The sequence below is a fragment of the Oscillatoria nigro-viridis PCC 7112 genome (assembly GCF_000317475.1).
GTDB lineage: Bacteria > Cyanobacteriota > Cyanobacteriia > Cyanobacteriales > Microcoleaceae > Microcoleus > Microcoleus nigroviridis.
In genome coordinates this window covers 3,276,118-3,299,919 of the sequence record NC_019729.1, presented here as the reverse complement: position 1 = coordinate 3,299,919, position 23,802 = coordinate 3,276,118, and the positions used below count along the sequence as shown (strand labels likewise).

Below are 23,802 nucleotides of genomic sequence, written 5' to 3'. Positions count from 1 at the left end.
CTCACAGTGGAAGTTCTAGACATCAAACACAATATCGAAACATTGTCCGATCGCCTGGGTACAACCCAGGACTATCTTTGACATCCCCGCACTCACAGCCAAAATTCAAGACTTAGAGCAAATCTGCGCCCAACCAGCATTTTGGGACGACCAAGATCGAGCTCAAGAAACCCTCCAAGAACTTAATGACTTCAAATCTCATTTAGACCAATACCGCAGTTGGCAAACGAGCTTGGAAGATGCTAAAGCTATTTTAGAACTGCTGGAGTTAGAAGCCGACGAGTCCCTGTTCCAAGAAGCCTCATCGAGTCTTTCTCAGTTAAGCCGCGAACTCGACCAGTGGGAACTGCAACAATTACTATCCGGGCCCTACGATGAAGGCGGCGCCGTTTTGACGATTAACGCCGGGGCCGGCGGCACAGATGCTCAAGATTGGGCCGAAATGCTGCTGCGGATGTACACCCGCTGGGGGGAAAGTCAAGGTTACAAAGTACATTTAATGGAAATTTCCGAGGGAGAGGAAGCAGGTATTAAATCTGCTTCTTTGGAAATTGTCGGCCGCTACGCTTACGGTTATATGCGATCGGAAAAAGGCACTCACCGCTTGGTCAGAATTTCGCCTTTTAATGCTAACGACAAGCGTCAAACCAGTTTTGCGGGCGTTGAAGTGATGCCAATTCTCGATCGATCCGTCAAGTTGGACATCCCAGAAAAAGATTTGGAAATCACGACTTCCCGCGCTGGCGGCAAGGGCGGGCAAAACGTTAACAAGGTAGAAACTGCTGTCCGCATCGTTCACCTTCCTACCGGCTTGGCCGTCCGCTGCACCGAAGAACGCAGTCAGTTGCAAAATAAGGAAAAAGCTCTAGCATTACTCAAGGCTAGGCTGTTGGTGGTTGCTAAGGAACAGCGGGCTTCGGAAATTGCCGAGATTCGCGGCGATATGGTGGAGGCGGCTTGGGGCAACCAAATTCGCAATTATGTTTTTCACCCATACCAAATGGTCAAGGATTTGCGTACTGGAGTGGAAACAACCGCCATCGCAGATGTAATGAACGGCGAATTAGACCCGTTTATTCAAGCTTACCTGCGGCAGGAAAATCAGTTGGTAGCCCAAACCGATTCAACCGCGCGAATATAATTGGCGCTTTGACATACAAAGTCTGCCTGTGCAGACTCAAGAATCAAGAGCGGTGATGGCAGCGGATTTGCTATAATTTTGGGGTTTTGGCCGATCGCCCGACCTCCAACAGGTCGCGCGGCCAAAAACCTTGATATGATAAAAATTGATCTGACAAACACTAAGGAGAAATAATGACCCAAGTTGTAATAGGCGAAAATGAAGGGATTGAGTCAGCCCTGCGACGGTTTAAGCGACAAGTTTCTAAAGCGGGAATTTTCCCCGACATGAGAAAACACCGCCACTTTGAAACCCCGTTGGAAAAGCAGAAGCGCAAAGCTATTGCCAGAAGGACTAAGAGACGCTTTCACCGCAACAACAAACCCTAGAATTATTAGCACTAAATTGATTGGGCAGATATAATGCCTTGCGATTCTAGTACCGCAGCGACTCGGAGAATCACCGCTTCGCTGTAGGGCGCACCAATAATTTGTACCCCCAAGGGCAAAGCGCCCGGCCGCTGTACGGGTACACAAAGAACGGGCAAGCCAATAAATGATAGGGGTTGGGTGAACAGTCCGAGATTGGGACGCACTAAGATTTCTTGTCCGGCTATTACCATTTTCTCGACGCCAATTTCAGGGGCAGCAATCGGGGTGGCGGGTGCGAGGATGATGTCTGTTTGTTGGAATATTTCGCGCATTCGATCGCGGTACCACTGTCTGAATCTCTGGGCTTGCAAGTACCAAGTCGCAGGGATCAGGGTTCCCGCTAAAAAGCGATCGCGCGTCGCCGGATCGAAGTCTTGAGGGCGCGATCGCAAACTGTCTAAATGCAAGTTTCCCCCCTCGCAAGCGGTAATGATAAACGCCGCAGCCCTGGCGCGATCGGATTCCGGTATGGTGACAGTTGCAAGCCCCCCTATTTTTGGGGGGTTTGTTGTTTTTTCTGTGTCAATACCACAATCCAAGACATTTGTCAAGGCTTTAGCAACTATTTCTACAGCATCCAATGCTTCCGGTTCGGCCCCTGTAGCGAAATACCCGTCAGCAACAGCAATTCGCAATCCTTCGAGGCCTTGATTTAACTGCGGCGAACAAAGTTCTGGCGGGCGTCGAGTGCAAACTGGGTCGCGAGAATCAGGGCATTGCAGGATATCGTACAGCAGCGCCATATCTCTAATCGATCGCCCAAACGGCCCCACACAATCCAAACTACCCGAAAATAAATAAGCCCCAGCCCTCGACAAACGGCCGTAAGTAGGCTTAAACCCAAAGACACCGCACAAAGCAGCAGGTACGCGGATGGAACCGTTAGTATCAGAACCGAGAGTGAAGGGTACAAAACCGGCGGCGACTGCTGCTGCGGAACCGCCGCTGGAACCGCCAGCGATGCGCGCAGTATCGCGGGGATTGCGAGTCGGGCCGTAGTGGCTGTTTTCCGTGACGAAACCGTAGGCGTACTCATCCATGTTGAGCGTACCCACGAGCACAGCCCCGGCTTGTTTGAGTCGGGCGACCACCGCCGCGTCCCGGGTAGCCGGAGGATTGTCAGCGTTGATTTTTGACCCTGCTAGAGTAGTAATTCCGCCGATGTCGAACAGGTTTTTGACAGCGAAGGGAACGCCTGCTAAAGGGCCTGGGTTTTCGTTATTTGCGATCGAACTATCAATATTTTCCGCTGCTGCGAGTGCGCTTGATGCAGTGATTGCAGTAAAACAATTAAAAGCTTTATCCTTAACAGCAATCCGTTCCAAAGCAGCACTTACCGCCTCTGTAGCCGTAACCTTACCACATTTAACCGCCGCTGCCGTAGCAACCGCATCAGCCTTATCTAAAAAACATCTGCGTTCATCCGCGTTCATCAGCCCTCATCTGCGGTTAAAAATCTAAGGTTCAAACACCGGCGCGACTTCTACTTCTGGAGGTAAAGGAAACTCAGTAACGAGTCGGGCGATCGCAGCTATCCTCTCGAAGTTTACCACAACCCCCGGCCGATGTTCCGGGTCTAAGGGTAAGTTTATCAGTTCAGCCGTGCGATCGACATATTCTTCTACATTTACCATTAGTCCCTCCCAAAACAACATCAGCGTTCATCCGCGTACATCTGCCCTCATCTGCGGTTGAAAATCTAACATTCAGATATAGGTGCGATCGATTATTGTATCGTAATCGCGATCGGGCAGTCAGTTATTATTGCTCAGTTTTTTGTATTCCTCTGATTGTCTGATATCATCTAAAGGAGATTTTGGCTCTAGTGGTTCATCAGGACAAAACTTTATACATACCTGTGTTTCACCCAACTGTAAATCTTCATTAACTTCGATTTTAAGCTTTCCTTTTTGCCAACCATTAGAACCTATCTTAAGAACTTGACAATCGATTCCTTCTTTAGGGGATATCCAGTTTATTTCAGAACCAAAAATTATTATTTGTTCGTTAATTCGCAGCTCGTTCATACACTCAATTATCTGCTTCTTACCTCCTTGGTTATTAGCTCCTACTACATAAGTCTCAAGTATCTTACTAAACTTGCTGGCGGTTAATTTTTTAAACCTACGCACCAGATAAGTAGCTTCCTCGAATAACAAAACATCATCATCACCGACTGTCTCATAGTTAGTATTAGATTTGATTTCATTGTTCATTTTTTTGACAAAATTCTGCTGCTTCCTCTTTGATACCATTTCAAGCTATCTGAGTCAAGGTGGCAAATAAAGAATCTGCGAGCGCAATTTCCCCACTCAAACACTGACAGTTTCCCGCAACTTCTCAACGGCAACATCCAGGGGAGGCAAAGTAAAATCCTCAGCATCCATCAATTCCTTAACCTTCTCAAAAATCTCCACCTCCGCCTCTTCCTGATCCGTCAGCTTATCATAAAAATAAGGGTCAGTAAACCACTGCTCAAACGCTATCATTAACAAACCATTGGGCGACAGTTCAAACCGCCAATACTTAGAAATTCTGCTGTCAACCACTTCAAACATCGGCGCCGGATTATGGATGGGATAATAGCTATAATTATCATTGCAGATGTAGTACCAAATAGTCCCTTTCCATTCTCGGATAGCATAAACAACATATTCCTTGCCTATAGTTAGCGGCAACTCAACCTTTCTAGTGTAACCGCGTGGCGGATCTATATATTCTTCAGGGAGAGATTCACCCGTATTAGCAATACAACGAATTTTCATAACTTGACTACCTACAGATTCTTAGGGGCTGTTTTGGGATACTGTCGCTTGAACTTAAACTCCACATCTTGAAGAGTATGACTGTTCCGAAACCAATGGACTTGTACGGAAGCTCCATTAATTTCAAAAGCCTCAATACTTGTCATTTTATCCCAATCTTCAGAATTCCCGCCATAAACAGCAATAAGTCTCGGTGCATCCCCCAACAATCTATCTGTACCGCAATGAATTACTATGCAATTACCAGCCTTAGCATCTTGCAACAGAAGTTGCTCCGGCAAATTTCTCGGACTCTCATCGGGAATAGCACCTTGATTCACCATTTAACAGCTTCAAATATTGTTTGTCAAATACCGTAAAAACTAATCTTAGCAGGTGCAGTTTCCGCCAGCAACTTTCCCCGCGAAATCACATACCGAACCGCAGCGCGCCTCCTCATTGCATCATAACAATCCTCAGCATCCAACACAATTAAATTTGCAGGTTTCCCCGCATCTATCCCGTAATTCTCATTTCCAAGATTGAGAGTTTTAGCACCGTTGACAGTCACCATATTAAAACAAGCTGCAATTTCAGCCATTCCCGTCATCTGACAAACATGAACCGCCATATGAGCGACATCCAACATATTTCCCGTACCTAAACTATACCAAGGATCTTGCATGCAGTCGCCGCCAAAACTCACATTCAATCCCTGCTGCCACAACTCCTTAACTCGCGTCACCCCGCGGCGTTTGGGATAAGTATCAGCGCGGCCTTGCAGAGTGATATTAATTAAAGGATTGGCGATGAAATTAATTCCCGATTTTGCCAAACTTCCCATCAGCTTCAAGGCATAAGCATTGTTATAAGAACCGAAAGCCGTCGTGTGGCTGGCCGTCACCCGCGAACCCGCCCCGCTTCTAATCGCACAAGCTGCTACAACTTCCAAAAATCTCGACTGTTCATCATCGATTTCATCGCAGTGAATATCTATTAATGTATTGTATTTTTCAGCAAGTTCAAAAATTCGTTCAACCGACTTCACCCCATCTTCCCGCGTCAACTCATAATGCGGAATCCCGCCCACAGCATCCGCACCCATATCCAGAGATTTCTCTAAAAGTTTGTCATTTTCTGGACTTCCGTAAATCCCGTCTTGCGGAAAAGTCACAACTTGCAGAGTCATCCAATCTTTCACTTGTTCTCGAACTTCCAAAAGTCCTTGCAAAGCAGTCAGCCTCGGTTCGCTAACATCAGCGTGACTCCTGACAAACAAAATCCCTTGAGACGCTTGCAGCCTTAAAGTTTCAACAGCCCTTTTTTTGACATCATCCAGAGTTAAACATTGCTTTCGTTCCCCCCAGATTTGAATTCCCTCGAACAAAGTGCCGCTTTGATTCCATCGCGGTTCCCCCGCAGTCAAAGCCGAATCGAGATGAATGTGCGACTCCACAAAAGGAGGACTGACTAATTTTCCTCCAACGTCAATTTCGGATTCTCCCAATTCGGGAATATGCGGCGATACGGCGGCTATTTTGTCCCCATCTATGGCGATATCCACTGTTTCACTGTCGTCCCCCGCACCTAACAAACCACATTCGCGCAGAACAATGCTATACTTTGGCTCAGACATAAAGATTGCACCTAAATTTAAAAGTTTTAAACTTGATCCTTCGTAGTTGCGATTCAGCCTAGTCAGACGAAAATAATTCCGCAATCACTTGCGAGTCGTTCTTTCTCCCTCCTCCTTCTCCCCCTCTGCGTCCTCTGCGCCCTCTGCGGTTAAAAAATCTTACTCAAAAATCACAAAAAGAAAGCGAACTACAAATCGCCAACATCAGACAATCTCAAACTCCAGATTGTGATTTTTTACCAAATCAAAACTAAAATGGTCAACCACATTAGTATTGCTCAACTCCAGATTGTAAAAATCAACAAAATCCGCATCAAAATACGGCCCAGCGTGCCAAGTCCCCACATCTAACTTAATAAAACAATTGCCCGGAATCCGAAAAGCAGCCATATCCTCTAAACTCGGTTTATAGCTATCCCCAGGAGGCGCAACCGCCATCAACCAATCCTTCCCCTCCAAAGAGCCCAAACACTGAGTACATTGAACGTGCCGTGTAATTTTGCCAAACTTGCGACCTTTATGGTGCAGCCGCATAATGTAAAATCTAGGAATGCCATTTTGCAAATTTAACTGAGCATCCTCAGCATCGAAAGACTTGCCATCAACAGCCGCAAAGATAACTTGACCGTAACTCCGAAAATTATCCGGTGTCACCCATTGTGCGGACAACTGCTTAGTCGAAATTGATTCGCTCATAAAGCCCAACATCCCTAGCTTGATCCGTCATGAACATTCTAATACAGTAAACCCTCTCTCATCTCTTCTCTGTGCCCTCTGTGTCCTCTGCGGTTAATTAAATAAAAAAATCTAGTTCGCTTTCTCGATCGCCCAAAACACCCTTACAATCAAACTCAGCACACTGCTGCAAAAAACGAGTCGGAATATCAGGCCGAGCACCCCAGTGCAAATGCAAATAAGAAGCGTGTACCTGACAAACTCCCCAACCTTCAGCAACCGCCTCAACTTCCCCCCGCTTCCCATACCTCCAACTGTGATAAACTGGATTACTCGGTTCCACAGTTAAATGCGATCGATGAAACTCATGTCCCCAAACTTCATCAAAAGCAGTTAACACCGAACTATCCCTCACCGCCACAGCTTCTCGGTATCCCAGCGTCAAACGCTTTCCCATCGCAGCAGCAGTTTCCAAAACTCCCACCCCTGGCCAAGAATTGCCATCGAAGTCTACAATAGAATCGCACAAATACATCAAACCGCCGCACTCCGCATAAGTCGGCATTCCCGAAAAAATCGCACTTCTTACCGCATCCCGAATTAAAACATTACCGCTCAATTTTTGAGCAAACACCTCGGGAAAACCGCCGCCAAAATACAACCCTTGCACGTTGTCGGGAAAAACCGCATCATCAAGCGGGCTCCAAAATACCAACTCCGCACCCAACTCTTCCAACAAATCAAGATTGTCCTGATAGTAAAAATTAAAAGCCCGATCGCGCGCAACCGCAATCCTCACTCCAAATTGTTTTCCCAAACAGTTGACAAAATCATCTTTTTGAGTTATAATTGCCGAAGGGAGACTGTGCCTACCCAAAAGTTGCTCAGACCCCTCACCCCCCCCATTTCGAGTTGCAGCCAACAAAGGCAAAAGTTGCTCCCAGTCAAAACTAACAGCAGCCAAATCAGCCAGTTTATCGATCGCAGCGTGAAGATTCGGCAACTCCTCAGCCGGAATCAGCCCCAAATGTCGATCGGGAATAGTAACAGCCTCATCCCTACGCAAAACGCCCAAAATCGGTAAATTGAGCGGTTGGAGAGCATCTTGAAGCAGTTCCAAATGTCGATCGCTCGCCACCCGATTCAGCACCAAACCGGCGAATTTAAGGTCAGGGTTAAAAGAACGAAAACCGTGGGCGATCGCAGCCACAGAACCAGAGAGCCTGCTGCAATCGATCGCAAACAATACCGGCAAATTCAGCAAATAAGCAACATGAGCCGTAGAAGCAAAGGAAAAATCATAATTGCCTTCTTCTTTTCGATAATTAATCCGTGTATCCGTGTCAAAATCCGTGTCGTGCCTTCGTGATTCCTGATTCCTTCGACTCACTCCATCAAATAGTCCCATCACCCCTTCAACTAAGGCATAATCGACATCTTGAATATGACGAGAAAAACACTTTTTTACATAAGATTCAGAAGTTAATACCGGGTCTAAATTGCGACAGGGGCGACCAGTAACAAAAGCATGAAACATCGGGTCAATGTAATCCGGGCCAACCTTAAAAGACTGAACATTCAAGCCGCGGCGGATTAAAAAAGCTAAAAGGGCGATCGTCACTGTAGTCTTTCCCGCACCGCTGCGTTCGCCAGCAATTACTAAAGTCATAGTTATAGTTAGTTCAAATAAATAATAGATAAGATTGCCAAAGTCGCTTTCCAATCAGGAAATTATCTGCGTTGAGCGGTGTTAATCTGCCTTGCATCTGCGGTTTCTGTATTCATCAAAGATTTATGCAATTTTTCCTCATAAAAACAGACAGTCGATCGAGTTATGAGTATTGCTCTCGAACCGCTCAAATAATAACTATTTAGCGAACCGCTTCTCCGGTGCGTTAGCTTCGAGGCGCGTTAGCTTCGAGCCGCGAAGGAAGAAAAGAGAAGAATAAAAGTAGGGCAGACATTGCCTGCCCCACTGAATGTTAACTCAATCCGTCTTGCTTATTCCTTTCTCCTTTCTCCCGATTCCATCCATCCGTTACATCCGTTACATCCGCTACACAATCCGTTGCCGAACTTCTCTTTACCGCTTAGCCAACTTCAGCATTTGAGCCGTCACTGCCAAACTTTCTTCGTAAAGCACATCTCGGCCCCAACTCTGCAAGTGCTGGCCCAGCAACTGTTCCGTCACCTGATCGAACAGAGGACTAACCTGGTTAAACCGATCGGTTTGAGCGCCGCCCTTCGTTTCCATCCGCATACAGCCGCCCACTTCCGAACACAGAACCGTACCGCAGTCAGCCTTCTCGTTCGTAGAATTCAAACGCAGAGCAATCAAATCGCCCGGGACATCGCCCGTATCAGCAGTAGGAATAGCAGCCAACTCCGCTTCTACAACCCGTTCGTCCGGCCCCGCGAATTTAATTCGCTTGATTTGGTAATCGCCCTCTTCCTGTTTGAAAGCAACAGGACGCCACTGAAGCCGGCTCGCCAGCCAACCCAAATACATCAGCGCTTGAGTAGAATTGTCCTGTTCGTAATCGATCGTCACCCGATCGATTTCCCGAATCGCAGCGCGGCGTTCCGGGGCGTCATAAGCCTCAGCAGCCAACTCCTGCCACGCGGCCAGCCGGCGCCAATTCAGATCCGCGATCGGAATTCCCTCCTCGATCAGGCTTTGCATCAACAGCAATTCCGCTTCACACTCGGCAAAGCTGCTAGAGTCAACAATCACAGAACTGCTAATTGCCGCCAGCCGCTGGAACAAACCTCGATCGGCATCAGGATTCGCTTTCCACCACAGCAGCGTCGGCAAATCAGCGATAGTCAACGCCGTCACGATGCCGCTCACCCGTTCCAAAGCAGCTTCCGTACCCCGCAGCGTAATGTACTCGCAGCAGATCAGATTGCCAGTGGTGCGCTTGTGAACCGGACAATAAGCAGCCACTTGAGCCTGCACGCCCGTATCTTCCCCCGCCGTCGGGCACAGAGCAATAATCCGGCAGGGATTGGCAGCCACGATCGCATCAGCCACCCCCGATCCCCCGGAACCCAAACCACTGGAGCCCATCTCCTCGCCTTTGGAATTTTTGCGGGCCACTTCTTCCCGCAAAGTCGCCAGCAATTCAGCGCTAGGTTTGCCAGTTCTCGGCAGCCCGTAAGCTTTTTGAGCCGCCCTGATGCTAGATGCCGTCATCGGCCCGGTAATACCGTCCACCGGCCCGTCGTAAAACCCCAGATCCGCTAATAACCGCTGAGTTTCTTCCGGTTCGTAGACTACAAAAGTAAAAGTTGTTGCCCTAGTAGCGATCGGAAAATCGCCCTTTGAACCAGATTCTCTGTAACTTTCCCAAATTTGACTCAATTCGGCTTCTATTTGGTCGAGCGACACATCTTTAGGATTTTGCAGCGAAACCAGAGGCGGAGCTTTCATCGGTGTCATCGTCATAAATCTTCTCTCCTTTGTCAGTTTTTAGTCATCAGTCATCGGTCATTAGTTCAATAGTCCTGGAGATCCCAAAATTTTAGACCCTAGTTTAAGCTCTCAGATTCATCTGTGCAGTAAATCTCAAATCTAAAATCGACTGACTTTTAAAGTCTGCGCCACTTGCGGCCGTCTCTGTTAATTAGCAGTTCTGCTTCCGTCGGTTCCCAAGTACCCGCTTCGTATTTAGGAACCAAATCTTGGTCGTTGGAGGATTCCCAAGCCATCAACGCCGGCGTTACCACCCGCCAAGCTTCTTCCACTTCATCAGAACGGGTAAACAAAGTTTGGTCGCCCAGCATACAATCTATTAACAGTCGATCGTAAGCATCCGAAGATGTCACCCCAAAGGAAGAACCGTAACTGAAATCCATATCCACCGTCCGCGTCCGCAAATCCGGCCCCGGCATCTTCGCCTCAAACCTCAGCGAAATCCCCTCATTGGGATGCACGCGCATGGTCAAAACGTTGGGGGTAGTTTGTTGGGCCGCAGACTGAAAAATTAACAGCGGCACTTCCCGAAACTGAATCGCAATTTCGCTAACTTTTTTCGGCAAGCGCTTGCCGGTTCGCAGGTAAAAAGGCACTCCCTGCCAGCGCCAGTTGTCAATCATAAACTTCATCGCCACAAAAGTCGGCGTTGTCGAATTGGGAGCAACCCCCGGTTCATCGTGATATCCCGGCACCGGTTTGCCCTTCATCCAACCTGCGGAATATTGACCCCGAATCGCACAGAAGTCCAAGTTGTGCAAATCTGCCAAGCGAGTTGCTTGCAGAACTTTCATCTTTTCGGTGCGGATGCTGTCAGCGTCGAGCGAGTTCGGCGGTTCCATCGCCGTCAGACAGAAAATCTGCATCAAGTGGTTTTGCAGCATATCCCGCAACGCCCCAGAGGATTCGTAGTAACCGGCCCGGTCTTCTACGCCTACTGTTTCTGCAACTGTAATTTGTACGTGATCGACAAATTGCCGGTTCCACAGCGGTTCAAAAATCGCGTTGGCAAACCGGAACACCATTAAATTCTGAACAGTTTCTTTACCCAAATAGTGGTCTATCCGGTAAACTTGCTGTTCTTGGCAAACCTTCTGCACGACTCGGTTGAGAGCTTTTGCCGAACTCAAGTCGCGGCCGAAGGGTTTTTCAATTACCAAGCGGTGTTTTGCCGGATCGGTCAGCATTTGAGCAGCGCCCAATTGCCTAATTGCTTCTGGGAAAAAGTTCGGGGAAACCGAGAGATAAAATATGTGATTGCCGCGAGTTCTCCTTTCTTCGTCGAGTTCCGCTAAGAAAGCTTTGAGTTTTTCATAGCTTTCCGGGTTGTCAATGTCGCCCGGACAGTAGTACAAACCTTGAGCGAAATCTTTCCATAATTCTTCATTGCCAATGCCGCCGCCAAATTCTTCGATCCCTTCGCGCATTTGCTCTCGGAAGTAATCGTGACTCCAAGGGCGGCGGGCTACTCCCACCACGGTAGTTTCCGGTGGCAAGCGTCGATCGCGCTTCATCTGATAAATTGCAGGTACCAGTTTGCGCTGGGTGAGATCCCCAGAAGCTCCGAAGATTACCAGAATTTGCGGTTCCGGCACTCGTTCTTTTCGCAAACCGACCCGCAGTGGATTTTCAAGTAGCGTTACCATTATTTATTTTCCTTGTTCTAGTGCTGTTAACCGTGCCAAGACACCGTGATAGTTTGCGGTCATTTCTGCTAGTTGCTGGGTGAGAGAGTTAATTTGCCCTTCATACTCTGCTTTGACTTCCGCTCTGATTTCCTCCCTGAGTTCTGCCTTAATTTCCTCTCTGAGTTCCGCCCTCACTTCTTTACGAATTTTTATCCTCTCAGCAGCCAGTCGCACTTCCCAATCTCGATCGCGCTGTAGCAGTTCAGCTTTCAACTGCCTGTTTTCGGCTCGCAACTGCTCCAACTCCAACGCCACAGCAGCAGCACGCCTATCCCTTTCTCTGTTTTGCTCGCGGAGTTGCTCTCTAAGGCGCTGATTGTCCGATCGCAATTTCTCTAATTCTGAAGCATCATCCTTGCCAGTTCGCCCGCTTCCTAGTGATGGAAATCGCTGTTCAACCAAGCGCTGAACTGCTGCACCACTGGGGATACCATTCGGCGATGACTCCAGAGCTTCTTGCCAGATTTCGAGTTGCAGTTCTGGCGATAATCCTGTTAGAGGACGGACTTGGCGCTCGTTGGCTGGAATTTTGACACCCATGGGTGTCAAATTTTCGATGACCTGCGCTGCTGCAATAAATCGATTAGCCGTCTGCTTTGCTATGCCCCATTTCTCCCGGCAATAAGCGTCAAACGTCTTGTGGCTTTCCCGGTACAGTTTCTGTTCTCGAATCTCGTCAAGGGCTTTGCCAACTTCGTAAAAAGTCTGAAGTCCCTTTTCTACAATGGATTCCAGTTCTTCAAGCCTAGCCCGTTCGGTGACATCAAGTTGGGCTGTTGCATACTCGCTTTCTAGTAGGGTATTGGTAGTTGGCATAGCAATTCCTCAGCGGATGTACATGGAGAATTCGAGTTGGAGCTTCTGGCGAGATTCCTTCTATAGGACGGACTAGATTTTGCTCTCTAGGAACTCTGAGAGGCATTAATCTCAAAATTCCTAGAGAAAATTTAAAACTCAGCATTTAAGAACCCAAACAATTATCTATTCCGATTCCTAAATGCTTCTGCCTTTCAGGATACAGATATCTGTCTAGGCGACGGGTGACAACTTCTGTACTTTCTCTTCCAAGGAATCCATCAGGGATTGGAACGGGGTGACGAATTTCTCGATCCCGTCGAGGAGCAAGTCTGCCATCACTTTGTCCAAGTTGATGTCGATGTCGGGATCTTTGAGACTTTCGATCAGCGTGTAAGCTTCTGCCACGTTGCTCTCAATCCGGGGTGCGACATCGCAGTGGTCGAAACAAGCTTCAACAGTGTTCGGCGGCAAAGTGTTAACGGTGTCGGGGCCGATTAGTTCATCGACGTACATGACATCGCTGTAGTTGGGGTTTTTGGTGCTGGTGGAAGCCCACAGCAAGCGCTGCACTTTCGCTCCTTTGGCAGCTATTGCTTGCCAGCGATCGCTCGCTACGATCTCTTTATACTTCTGGTAAGCGATCTTTGCATTGGCGATCGCAATTTTCCCCTTCACTGCTTCCAGTTTAGCTTTTGTGGAAATATCTGTGACGTTTTTGAGTTTCTCGTCAATCTTGCCATCGATATTGATGTCGATCCGGCTCAAGAAGAAACTGGCAACAGAAGCAATATTGCTCACATCCAAACCTTTAGCCGCCCGCGCTTCTAAACCGCGAATGTAAGCCCAGAAGGTTTCGACGTAGCTGTCCACCGAGAACAGCAAAGTCACGTTAACGTTAATGCCTTCGCTGATGACTCGCTCGACTGCGGGCAAACCTTGAGCGGTTCCCGGAATCTTAATCATCACGTTTTCTTTGCCGATCGCGTGATAGTAGCGCATGGCTTCGCTAATCGTGCTTTCTGTGTCGTTGGCGATCGTCGGTGGCACTTCAATGCTAATGTAACCGTCCAAACCATTCGACTCTGCGTAAACCGGAGCGAAGATGTCGCAAGCGTTGCGGATATCTTCAAATACCAGAGATTCGTAAATCTCCATTACAGATTTGCCCGCCCGGATGCCAGCTTCGATATCCGCGTCGTAAATCACATTACCCGCGATCGCTTTCTCAAAAATAGCCGGATTAGATGTAATCCCGCGCAGTCCCCGACTTTCAATCATCTGTTTGAGTTCGCCGGACTCGATCAGATCGCGAGTCAAATTGTCCATCCAGATACTTTGGCCAATTTCTTTGATTTCTAACAGGTGATTCGTTGGTGTTGCTGTCATTACTGTAACTCCTACAATTTGATAGCTGTTAATTGGGACTTTAGGATCGGGTCTAAAAGCATTGGGCATTGCTTAGTTGTTAGTTGTTATATCAGGTCCGATCGAGTGACCGCGATTGAAAGGGCGGGTTTTTGAGATTGGAGATTGTTGGCAGGTATTGGCAGGTTTACCCGCCCCTACCGTATTAGGGGTAATCGACCGGACATAATATTAGTTGTGATTTTTTGGTTCTAATCACCAATAACTAATGACTAATGACTAATGACTGATGACCCATAACTAATGACTTCATTCTTCAATTGTTCTAGGATTGCGCGCTCGATCTTGAATAAAAGACTCGACCATCGCTACATTTTCTTTACTGCCGACAATCAAGGGCGATCGCTCGTGCAGTTTGGTCGGCACTACGTCTAAAATGTCTTGAAGTCCGGTACTGGCGCGCCCGCCGGCTTGCTCCATCAAAAACGCCAAAGGAGCCGATTCGTAGAGCAAACGCAATTTGCCCTCGGGTTTTTTCACCGTTCCCGGGTACAAAAACACGCCTCCCTGAAATAAAATCCGGTGGAAATCTCCCACCAAAGCCCCGCCGTACCGGGCGGTGTAGCCTTCGCTGCGGTGTACGTAGCGAATGTAGTCCCTCAAAGATTCCTCCCACTGCCAGAAGTTGCCTTCATTAACGCTGTAAATTGGGCCGCGATCGGGAACCTTAATGTTTTCGTTAGCTAGAATAAACTCGCCCAAACTCGGGTCGAGGGTAAAGGAATGAACGCCCTGACCGATCGAATAAACCAGCATGGTACTGGGGCCGTAGAGAACGTAGCCAGCCGCAATTTGTTTGCGTCCGTGTTGCAGCAAATCGGAAGCAGAACCGTCTGCATCGTCCCCCTCTTGCTTGCGGATGCTGAATATGGAGCCGACATTGAGATTGATGTCAAGATTGGAAGAACCGTCTATGGGGTCGTAGAGCAGACTGTAACGCCCGATCGGACAATTTTCGGGAATGTAGTAGGGTTTTTCCATTTCCTCCGAAGCCAAGCGGCAGACCAGTCCGCTTTGCTGGAAGACCGAGATAAACACTTCATTGGCATAGATATCCATCTTTTTGACGGATTCTCCCTGCACGTTCACAGCCCCTGTAAACCCTAAAGCATCTTCCATTAACCCGGCCCTGCTGAGCCGCCTCGCGATCAGCTTGGCCGCCAGCCCGATGCGATTCATCAGGGCGCTGAGATCCTGAGCATCTGCTGAAAAGCTGTGGAGTTGCTGGAGTACGTGACGGGATAGAGTGGTGCAATCGCGGTCTAAGGCTTGCACCTGATCGATCGGGCCCAGTCGGGCTTCCCCTGTCGGCGCGTTTACCATGATTTTGATGTCCTCCCTGTCTTGCGGCTCTGGGTTTGGGATTTTTCAGGTGCTTGACACTTGCTCCTGTATCGGCTATTAGACCGATCGTCCCCTAACTTCTATCTTAGGGAGGGTTTTGCGAAAGGGCGTCGAACTTTAGGTGAATTTTAGATCCCCATCGAAAATTGAGGCGTTCGATCGACTGTTGAGTCGAGAATTGTATCAAAAATCACTACTTTTTTTGATTAACCGCAGAGGACGCAGAGGGCGCTGAGAGAAAAAGTGGCGATAGAGAAGCCTGCGAACGTTGGCTAGCATCTCAAAAAGACCGACAACTTCCTTTGCGCGAAGAAGATGTAGAACCTATTGTTAATTTGCCGGAATTGCTTGCAGGCATTTACGATCGCGCCGGCTATGATTATCGGCTCGATTACGATCGATATCCCGTACGTAAATTTTCGCTAAAGGTGATATGACCCTCAAAAATTCTGGGTAAGCTATCCATAGAAATACGGTAATTGAAATTTAAGCAAATATACAGAGTCAGTCATTGACTTTTCTATTGACTTGTTTGAAATATACTCAAACACTCAACTTACATTGCCTAAATTTCTCAAAACTTGGCTTGTAAAAACCCCAATAGAAAATGTTTCTTGGTACTCATCAACCCAGGATAATGCTATGGATATTATTTCACAAATTCCCCATAACTTAGTCAACCACTATCAGATTAAAAATCTGCTTGGAGAAGGCGGTAGTAGCACAACTTACGAAGCTATTGACCTCAAAACAAACCAGCGAGTCGCACTCAAAGCTTTGTCTTTACAGAAGATGAATGACTGGAAAGTCCTGGAACTATTTGAACGAGAAGCCAATGTTTTATCAAAATTGAATCATCCGGGAATTCCGCGTTATTTGGATTATTTTTATGTGGATACTCCCGATAACCGTTGTTTTTATATAGTACAAGAACTGGCAGCAGGGCAATCTCTAGCAAGTTTAGTCGAAAGTGGCTGGCACGCTAGTGAACCTGAAATTCAACGCATTGCTACACAAATTTTGAATATTTTGGTTTATCTCCATTCACAAACACCACCTGTTATCCACCGGGATCTTAAACCAGAGAATATTGTTTTCAAATCCCCCATCGATTCCCGCAAACAAAAAGACTGGGCAGTTTGCTTAGTAGATTTTGGAGCAGTGCAAAACACTTATTACAATACCTTAATGCGAGGAAGTACCGTAGTTGGAACCTATGGTTATATGGCTCCAGAACAATTTCTAGGACAAGCCGTACCTGCAACAGATTTATATGGTTTAGGAGGGACGTTGTTGTATTTACTAACCCACCGTTCCCCGGCCGAATTACCAACAAATATACTAGAGGGAGATTTTCGCTCTCAAATTCAGATTTCTTCAGCATTTGCCGATTGGTTAAAAAAAATGATAGCGCCAGATTTAGAAAACCGCTTTCGATCGGCAAAAGAAGCGCTTGAATCTCTTCGCAATCCTCGAATAGTTAACGTTAAATCCAATCCGACGCAATGGAAAAAGCGCCTCAAAATAGGAATTGCTGCTATTGCTACTGTTGCTGTTTTCAATCACTTTAAATATCCGATCCTTAACCGGATTGGATTTACACCAAATGCAGTTGTCAAGGCTGTCGAACAGGGAGATACTAACACTGTTAGGCATTATCTGGATCTTGGTATTAGTGCCAATAGCAGGATAGGCGATCAAAATTTACTACACTTTGCTGGCTCAAAAGAGGTGGCAGAATTGTTAATTGCCAAAGGTGCAGATGTCAACGCTAAGGGTGGATGTGGCTGGACCCCATTACACATCGCTGCTACGCTTGATCGCATAAAAGTGGCACAGACGCTAATTGCTAAAGGTGCAGATATTAACGCCTGGACAGGAAGTCAATATTTTAATAGAACTCCTCTGTTCTTTGCGGGATCGCCTGAAATGGCCAAGTTGCTGATTGCTAAAGGTGCGGATGTCAATGCCAAAAACAAAAATGGCTTGACTCCTCTACATACGGCGCGATCGAAGGCGATCGCACAAATACTACTCGCTGCAGGCGCAAAAATTAACATCAAAGAAGACAATGCCCGAAATGGCAAGGATAGAACTTTATTACATAATGCAGCCAAAATAGGCTTTAAGGAGTTGGTACAACAGCTAATTAACGACGGCGCAAATGTTGTTGTCCGGGATAGTTACAAAAGGACTCCACTGCACTATGCAACCACAAAAGAAGTTGCTGCTTTGCTAATGCTGGATATCAACGCTATGGACAAATCTGGAAATACTCCGTTACACCTAGCTGTCGATCGAGGATCTCAAGATATCGCTGAACTGCTAATTGCTAATGGTGCAAGTGTTAACGCTAGAAATGAGAAAGGTCAAACTCCATTGTATCGAGCGATCGCGATCGGACACAATGAGATTGCTGCACTGCTAATTAACAACGGTACAGATGTCAATAATATAGATGGATCTGGCACAACTCCACTGCACAAAGCCGCACATTATGGCAATGTAAAAATCTTAAAATTGCTGATTGCTAAAGGTGCAGAAATTAATATCCAGGATAATCAAAGAAAAACTCCACTGGATATCGCCGTAGACCTGAAACTTCAGGATACAGTGGCGCTGCTAATTAGTAAAAACCCAGATGTTAATAGTGAAGACAAAGAAGGCAGAACTTTACTGCATATCGCTGTCGATTTCAAACTTGAGAATGTAGCCAAACAACTCATTGCCAAAGGTGCATTCGTTAATGCCAAAAATAACTTGCTTCAAACTCCCCTGCATCTTGCTGCTGCTCAAGGATCTCAAGATATCGCTGAACTGCTAATTGCTAATGGCGCAAGGGTTAACGTTAGAAATGATAACGGTCAAACTCCATTGTATCAAGCGATCGCGATCGGACACAATGATATTGCTGCACTGCTAATTAAAAACGGTGCAGATGTCAATAACAGAGATATATGTGACACAACTCCACTGCATAAAGCCGCACATTATGGCACGGTAGAAATCTTAAAATTGCTACTTGCTAAAGGTGCAAAAATTGACGCTATAAACTGCGATGGCGACACGCCGCTCAAGATAGCAGAAACCAACTGGAACCCCGAGCGAGACCCAGCAGCCAAAATACTCAGATCTCGCGGCGCAACAGACTAATTATCTAAAATCAACCCAGGCACAAAAATATGGAAACACTACAACGATCGGAAAAAATCATTGCTGAAAGATATCGCATTCTCGGCAAATTAGGACAGGGTGGAGTTGGGATTACTTATGCTGCTGTAGATTTAAACAGCAATCAAAAAGTTGCACTCAAAGCTTTATCCCTGCGTCTGACAACTGAATGGAAGAAAGTCGAGTTATTTGAACGAGAAGCAAAAACTTTATCGGGATTGAATCATCCGGGAATTCCTCGCTACATTGACTGCTTTCAAGTTGATACTTCCCAAGATCGTTGTTTTTATATCGCCCAACAACTCGCACCGGGAAAGTCTCTCGCACAGTTGATAGAAAATGGCTGGAAACCAAGTGAAGATCAAGTGCGTCATATCGCCTATCAATTGCTAGAAATTCTAGCTTACCTGCAATCGCTGTTACCTGCTGCGATGGGTGCATCTCACTTTGGCACATACATCAAATTGAAAGTTGACCGTTGAGATAAGCACAGCGAAGAGCAAGCATAGAGGAAACGTTCTCAATATTCCATTGCGCTCCCGATATTTTTACCCTTAATCCAATGCGTTTTATTGTTGATTCCACTGTTCCAGAACCAATCGAACTTATGGATTCTTCTTTGTAGTATTGGTAATTTACTATTCGGCAGCGATGGGTATCTAAATAATTGCAAAACGTTTTAAATGCTTGACCTTTAAAGTCTTTAAATAAATTTATAACTTCATCAACTTTGCCTTGCCATAACATATTTTCGGCTAATTTCAATCGTTTTATTGAACCCCCTACCTTGTAGAGATTTTCTTTCAGATGATACCAATCTAAGATTTCTTGTCTTTGTTCATTGTCTCCAATTTCTTTAAATATGTTCCAAATTCCGGCATGGCCATCTCCGAGGCAATACATAGGATGTAGTAATTTTTGGCTATTAGTCCAATCAATTAAATCTTGATTATTTTGAAAAAACGCTCCCGCATAAATATTATCTAAACACACGGCTTTATAGTCTTTCCAGTAACAGCTCTCGCCCTTGGTTGCGTTGCGTAGTCTGACTTTACCGCCATCCAATGTAATTTCTTTGACTCCTTGTTGAGATGTAGGCAATTCCAATTCTTGTCTTTTGACTAATCTTTGTAATGTACTGTGAGAAATTTTGATCCCAGTAAATTTTTCCAAATCTTTTTCTGCCATTTGATAAGATTCGTTAGCACTGATTAAAAGACAGCAATTTTCCATCAGGGGACTAAATTGACTGTAAGCTTTTAAGCCAAAATATTTTGCCTGATTATCTGTAATGTCGAGCGATCCGATTATTGATTTTATTTTTCGGGGTTTTCCTGTTTGAATTCCTGATACTGCTGAAAAAAAAAGCTACCTATTTCTGGACCAACCTCTGATAACATTTTCTGACGGACTGCTTTTTCTATACTTTCAAAAGTTTTTAACTCAGTTGGCTCTGTATTTCTGTAAAGAATTTTTGCTACCGCTTTTAAGTGGGCTTTTAGTTGTTGTTGGTCTGAGGGTGTCATTTTATTTACCTCATCTTTATTTGACGATTTTACTAGCTTTTTCATTTTAACTCTTTTTTGACACATTCGCAAAAGTGAGATGCACCCGCTGCGATCCACCGAGATATTAAACCTCAAAATATTATTCTGCAAAAAAATGGGCGAGTTTTCCTAGTGGATTTTGGCGCAGTTCAAAATACTTACCACCATACCGTTACTGGAGGCAGTACCGTTGTCGGAACCTACGGTTACATGGCTCCAGAACAATTCCGAGGAAAAGCTGTATTATCAACAGATTTGTATGGATTAGGAACAACGCTGCTTTTCCTGTTAACCCAGAAATTTCCATCCGATTTGCCCAGACAAAAGCAGAAGGTAAAATTCCGCGATCGCGTCTCTATTTCTCCAGAGTTTGCCGACTGGTTAGAGAAGATAATTGAACCTGCAATTGAAGATAGATTTCACTCAGCAAAAGATGCTTTATCAGCGCTGCGAGGTGAACAGCCAAGCGGGATTAATCCCGAAAAAATGTTTCAGCGATCGCCCCAGTCCCTAATTACTTTAATTGACGCTAAACGGTGGTTATTCATCAATATCAATATATACCCCGATCGTTTCCCTAGTAAACTCACAGGGTTTTTCCAGTTCATTCATCAGAGTTATAAAATTTTACTTTCCTTCTCTTTGATTCTGTTATTTTTTGATTTAATCCTATGGTTAATTCCCGGACTGATATACGGGACAGTTAGCTTGTTTAAATACACTTTAGCCGACTCGCTAGGTAAATCATTTCATCTGTTTGTATTTATATCAAGCAAACCTGTAATAATATTTACCGTATTTTATGCTTTGATGTTCTTGTGTAGGTGCTTGTGTAGGATTGCTTCTTGTCTATTTACTAGACCAATTCAAATCAGTCCTCAAGATATCCAGCGGGTAAAGTTGAGCAAAATTCATCTGCCATTGCTCAAAAAATCGATGACTTTTTGCCGGATTCGCACCAAGTCGCGTAACTATTGTTTTGGCTTATTTTTGCCGCAAGCTGATAAAGAATGGTTGGTAGGGGAATTGAACGATTTTTTAAGTAAACTAAAATAAATCATTTTTGATATCCACAGAGTCGATCGAAAACCCGTTTTTTTTCGGAGTGCGTGGATTAAATAAATGCGACAGTATAGAAGAATTTATGTACTAATTTAGGCAATAATAATCATCAAAAAATCCTAGCTCGGGCATGAGAATAAAAATATCAAGAATCTCGATATTTATGAAATAGGACTGCAAAATGGGAAGGCGATCGCACTTCTTGAATACGGAGCTAAAATGATTAGTTGAGAGTCACGATCGCCTTTTCGATTGGTTATGCTTAACTCAGGGCGATCGTTTCTGTCAGTTTACTGACCAACAAAAATAAAGATGTTTGTGGTTAAATAGCGTAAAGGCAAGAAATATATCGCCGTCACAGGGGTAGTGTCGTTAAGCTCCTGTATCTCCTAAGCGTGAAGGTTCGATTGATGAGTATTTCTACTCGAAATAAAAAAACTATCCTGTTTTTAGCAGCCAACCCCAAAAATACCACCCCTGTGGACTTACAGAAAGAGGCGAAGGAAATTGCAGAGGGGTTGCAACGCTCTAAAAAGCGCGACAAGTTTCAACTGGAGCAACAGTGGGCGGTGACGCCAAGAGAAATGCAGCGAGCCGTATTAGATTATAAACCAGAGATTGTGCATTTCTCTGGGCATGGTGCAGGAGAAGGCGGTTTAGCCTTGGAAGATGAGGCGGGACAAATTAAGCTGGTAAATACCAAAGCTTTGGCAGCTTTGTTTGAGGCGTTTAAGGAGTACGTGGAGTGCGTAATACTCAACGCTTGTTATTCAGAAGTGCAAGCTGAGGCGATCGCACGTCACATTCCCTATGTGATCGGCATGAACCAAGCGGTGGGAGATCGGGCCGCACGAGAATTTGCTGTAGGTTTTTACGATGCGTTGGCGGCGGGGGAGTCGATCGAACGTGCCTACAAGCTGGGTTGCGTTAGCATCAGCATGGCAGGGATTCCAGAACAACTCACGCCGGTATTAAAGAAAAAGTCGGATGTTTCTGAGTTGGATGCAGGAGATCGATCGCGCGATGCTTCTGGTAGCGATACCGTGGAGGAGTCGTCGCCTGCGGTGGAAAATAGGCGATCGATCGCCGCACCTCCCCTTTCTCTTCTCAACTTAGACAACCCCGAAGGTTCTGTTAGTTTAGATTCACCCCTATATATCGATCGACCTCCCATTGAATCGGACTGCTACCAAACTATTGTCAAAGCAGGAGCTTTAATCCGAATCAAAGCCCCCCGGCAAATGGGAAAAACTTCCTTAGTGCAGCGAATTTTATACCGCGCCAAGGAACAGGGATATCAAACAGCGTATTTAAACTTTCAATGGGCTGATGGCAGTTTTCTCACCAATCTTGATGAGTTGTTGCAGTGGTTTTGTGGTGAGATTACCAATGAATTAAATTTAGAAGACAGGTTAGGGGAATATTGGAAAGGCATTCTCGGCAGTAAAAATAAAAGCACCAAGTATTTCCAACGCTATCTATTATCTAACAGCGATCGGCCTGTTGTTTTAGGGTTAGATGAAGTCGATCGGATTTTTCCGCATTCCGAAATAGCCACCGACTTCTTTGGATTATTGCGAGCTTGGCACGAGCGGGGAAAAAATGAGGAAATTTGGAAAAAGCTGAGGTTAGTCATTTCTCACTCTCAAGAAGTTTATATTCCTCTCAATATTAATCAGTCGCCATTTAACGTGGGATTGCCCGTAGAGTTACCTGAACTCAATCAGAAACAGGTAACAGATTTAGTGAATCGACACCGATTAAATTTGTCAAATCAAGAGATTTGTGACCTGATGGAAATGGTCGGCGGTCATCCTTATTTAGTTCGAGTTGCTCTCTACCAAATTGCCAGGGGGAGAATTACCTTAGATAGCTTGCTAAAAGTCGCTCCTACTGAAGAAGGCCCTTACTACGATCATTTGCGGCGACATTTAGTTAACTTGGAAACAGATGCAGAATTAGCAGCAACAATTAGACAAGTGATTAACAGCGAACAACCTGTAGAGATTCACACCAGAGAGGCTTTTAAACTGCGAAGCATGGGGTTGATCAAATTTCAGGGAAATGCTGTAATGCCATTGTGTGGTTTGTACTGCCAATATTTTCGCCATCGCCTAGCCTCTCCGCGAGCGAATATGACTGCTGTGCAACAAACTAATAACCCATCAAGCTTGCAGAGTCATTTAGCAGCTATTATGTTCTCGGATGTTGTTAATTCCACCGCTTTATCAGTTGCCAACCAAAAGCTGACACTAGAATTAGTGAATCGAGATTTCAACATCATCCGAGGCATCTGCGCTAAACATCAAGGCAAAGTCCTTAAAGAAATGGGCGATGGTTTATTAATTTGCTTTCCCGAAAGTGCCGTAAAAGCAGTTGCCTGTGCCCTAGAAATACAGCGAAGTCTCGCCGAATCTGCTACAACCTTACCTCCGAGTCATGTCCTGCAACACCGGATTGGTATTCACTTGGGGGAAATATTCTATTTTGAGGAGGATATTAGGGGGGCTGGTGTAAATTTAGCGGCTCGTTTAGAAGGGAAAGCAGAGCCAGGAGGAATCTGTATTTCTGAAACAGTTTATCAAGTCGTTAAAACCCATTTATCTTTAAATGTGATTGACTTAGGTATGCAACATTTAAAGGGAATTCCTGAACCCGTGCGGCTGTACAAATTGATTCCTTGATT

The 23,802-nt window shown here is 45.7% G+C and carries 21 protein-coding genes; 7 read left to right on the top strand and 14 right to left on the bottom strand.

The window, feature by feature from the left end; genetic code table 11:
- Positions 1-6: 6 nt before the first annotated feature.
- Positions 7-1,141 (top strand): peptide chain release factor 2 gene (gene prfB, locus OSC7112_RS14060; RefSeq protein ID WP_150111541.1). Its coding sequence is split into 2 segments (ribosomal slippage): positions 7-78 and positions 80-1,141, totalling 1,134 coding nucleotides; the frame shifts between segments, so codons are not numbered across the junction.
- A 173-nt stretch (positions 1,142-1,314) separates the two neighbouring features.
- Positions 1,315-1,509 carry a 30S ribosomal protein S21 gene (gene rpsU / locus OSC7112_RS14055; RefSeq protein WP_006632476.1) on the top strand — a complete coding sequence of 65 codons (195 nt, stop codon included), beginning with the start codon at positions 1,315-1,317 and terminating at the stop codon, positions 1,507-1,509.
- An 11-nt stretch (positions 1,510-1,520) separates the two neighbouring features.
- Here rpsU and OSC7112_RS14050 read toward each other — a convergent pair whose 3' ends face one another.
- The 13 genes from OSC7112_RS14050 to fbp form a co-directional block, all read right to left on the bottom strand.
- Positions 1,521-2,984, bottom strand: a complete 1,464-nt coding sequence (locus OSC7112_RS14050) for an AtzE family amidohydrolase (protein WP_015176517.1) — start codon at positions 2,982-2,984, stop codon at positions 1,521-1,523.
- A gap of 24 nt (positions 2,985-3,008) precedes the next feature.
- Positions 3,009-3,185: a DUF4089 domain-containing protein gene (locus OSC7112_RS14045; RefSeq protein WP_015176516.1), complete on the bottom strand. Its 177-nt coding sequence runs from the start codon at positions 3,183-3,185 to the stop codon at positions 3,009-3,011.
- 120 nt (positions 3,186-3,305) lie between these two features.
- Entirely contained in the window at positions 3,306-3,767 is a 462-nt protein-coding gene (locus OSC7112_RS14040; RefSeq protein WP_041623125.1) for a KGK domain-containing protein, read from the bottom strand.
- Between the two features lie 96 nt (positions 3,768-3,863).
- Positions 3,864-4,316: a hypothetical protein gene (locus OSC7112_RS14035; RefSeq protein ID WP_015176514.1), complete on the bottom strand. Its 453-nt coding sequence runs from the start codon at positions 4,314-4,316 to the stop codon at positions 3,864-3,866.
- A gap of 11 nt (positions 4,317-4,327) precedes the next feature.
- The gene (locus OSC7112_RS14030; RefSeq protein ID WP_015176513.1) at positions 4,328-4,639 is read right to left on the bottom strand and encodes a hypothetical protein; all 312 of its coding nucleotides are present in this window, start codon (positions 4,637-4,639) and stop codon (positions 4,328-4,330) included.
- A gap of 23 nt (positions 4,640-4,662) precedes the next feature.
- Complete coding sequence (codA, locus tag OSC7112_RS14025) at positions 4,663-5,931, bottom strand: cytosine deaminase (protein ID WP_015176512.1); 1,269 nt, start codon at positions 5,929-5,931, stop codon at positions 4,663-4,665.
- 204 nt (positions 5,932-6,135) lie between these two features.
- Entirely contained in the window at positions 6,136-6,627 is a 492-nt protein-coding gene (locus OSC7112_RS14020) for an ureidoglycolate lyase (RefSeq protein ID WP_041623121.1), read from the bottom strand.
- A gap of 97 nt (positions 6,628-6,724) precedes the next feature.
- Entirely contained in the window at positions 6,725-8,275 is a 1,551-nt protein-coding gene (locus OSC7112_RS14015; RefSeq protein WP_015176510.1) for a cobyrinic acid a,c-diamide synthase CobB, read from the bottom strand.
- Positions 8,276-8,689: 414 nt separating this feature from the next.
- Positions 8,690-10,054: a glucose-6-phosphate dehydrogenase assembly protein OpcA gene (gene opcA, locus OSC7112_RS14010; protein WP_015176509.1), complete on the bottom strand. Its 1,365-nt coding sequence runs from the start codon at positions 10,052-10,054 to the stop codon at positions 8,690-8,692.
- 143 nt (positions 10,055-10,197) lie between these two features.
- Positions 10,198-11,727 (bottom strand): glucose-6-phosphate dehydrogenase, encoded by a 1,530-nt coding sequence (gene zwf / locus OSC7112_RS14005; RefSeq protein WP_015176508.1) that lies wholly within the window; start codon positions 11,725-11,727, stop codon positions 10,198-10,200.
- Between the two features lie 3 nt (positions 11,728-11,730).
- Positions 11,731-12,585: a hypothetical protein gene (locus OSC7112_RS14000; protein ID WP_015176507.1), complete on the bottom strand. Its 855-nt coding sequence runs from the start codon at positions 12,583-12,585 to the stop codon at positions 11,731-11,733.
- Positions 12,586-12,798: 213 nt separating this feature from the next.
- Entirely contained in the window at positions 12,799-13,953 is a 1,155-nt protein-coding gene (tal, locus tag OSC7112_RS13995) for a transaldolase (RefSeq protein WP_015176506.1), read from the bottom strand.
- Between the two features lie 288 nt (positions 13,954-14,241).
- On the bottom strand, positions 14,242-15,315 hold the full coding sequence (gene fbp / locus OSC7112_RS13990; RefSeq protein WP_015176505.1) for a class 1 fructose-bisphosphatase: 1,074 nt from the start codon (positions 15,313-15,315) through the stop codon (positions 14,242-14,244).
- 323 nt (positions 15,316-15,638) lie between these two features.
- Between fbp and OSC7112_RS38180 the strand changes: the two genes are divergently transcribed.
- The 3 genes from OSC7112_RS38180 to OSC7112_RS13980 all read left to right on the top strand — a co-directional run bounded on the left by OSC7112_RS38180 (position 15,639) and on the right by OSC7112_RS13980 (position 18,989).
- On the top strand, positions 15,639-15,773 hold the full coding sequence (locus OSC7112_RS38180; RefSeq protein ID WP_397319423.1) for a DUF4058 family protein: 135 nt from the start codon (positions 15,639-15,641) through the stop codon (positions 15,771-15,773).
- A gap of 205 nt (positions 15,774-15,978) precedes the next feature.
- A complete protein-coding gene (locus OSC7112_RS13985) occupies positions 15,979-18,489 on the top strand; it encodes an ankyrin repeat domain-containing protein (RefSeq protein ID WP_015176504.1) in 2,511 nt (836 codons plus the stop codon).
- A 29-nt stretch (positions 18,490-18,518) separates the two neighbouring features.
- Positions 18,519-18,989, top strand: a complete 471-nt coding sequence (locus OSC7112_RS13980; RefSeq protein ID WP_051041512.1) for a serine/threonine protein kinase — start codon at positions 18,519-18,521, stop codon at positions 18,987-18,989.
- On the opposite strand, the gene OSC7112_RS13975 is transcribed toward OSC7112_RS13980, so the two are convergent.
- Positions 18,967-20,033 (bottom strand): ISKra4 family transposase gene (locus OSC7112_RS13975; RefSeq protein ID WP_150111641.1). Its coding sequence is split into 2 segments (ribosomal slippage): positions 18,967-19,865 and positions 19,865-20,033, totalling 1,068 coding nucleotides; the frame shifts between segments, so codons are not numbered across the junction. The genes OSC7112_RS13980 and OSC7112_RS13975 overlap by 23 nt on opposite strands.
- 93 nt (positions 20,034-20,126) lie before the next feature.
- Here OSC7112_RS13975 and OSC7112_RS35665 point away from each other — a divergent pair.
- Together OSC7112_RS35665 and OSC7112_RS13960 are read left to right on the top strand one after the other, a co-directional pair.
- On the top strand, positions 20,127-21,110 hold the full coding sequence (locus tag OSC7112_RS35665) for a protein kinase domain-containing protein (protein ID WP_083888155.1): 984 nt from the start codon (positions 20,127-20,129) through the stop codon (positions 21,108-21,110).
- Positions 21,111-21,526: 416 nt separating this feature from the next.
- Positions 21,527-23,800: an AAA-like domain-containing protein gene (locus tag OSC7112_RS13960; RefSeq protein ID WP_015176503.1), complete on the top strand. Its 2,274-nt coding sequence runs from the start codon at positions 21,527-21,529 to the stop codon at positions 23,798-23,800.
- Positions 23,801-23,802: the final 2 nt, after the last annotated feature.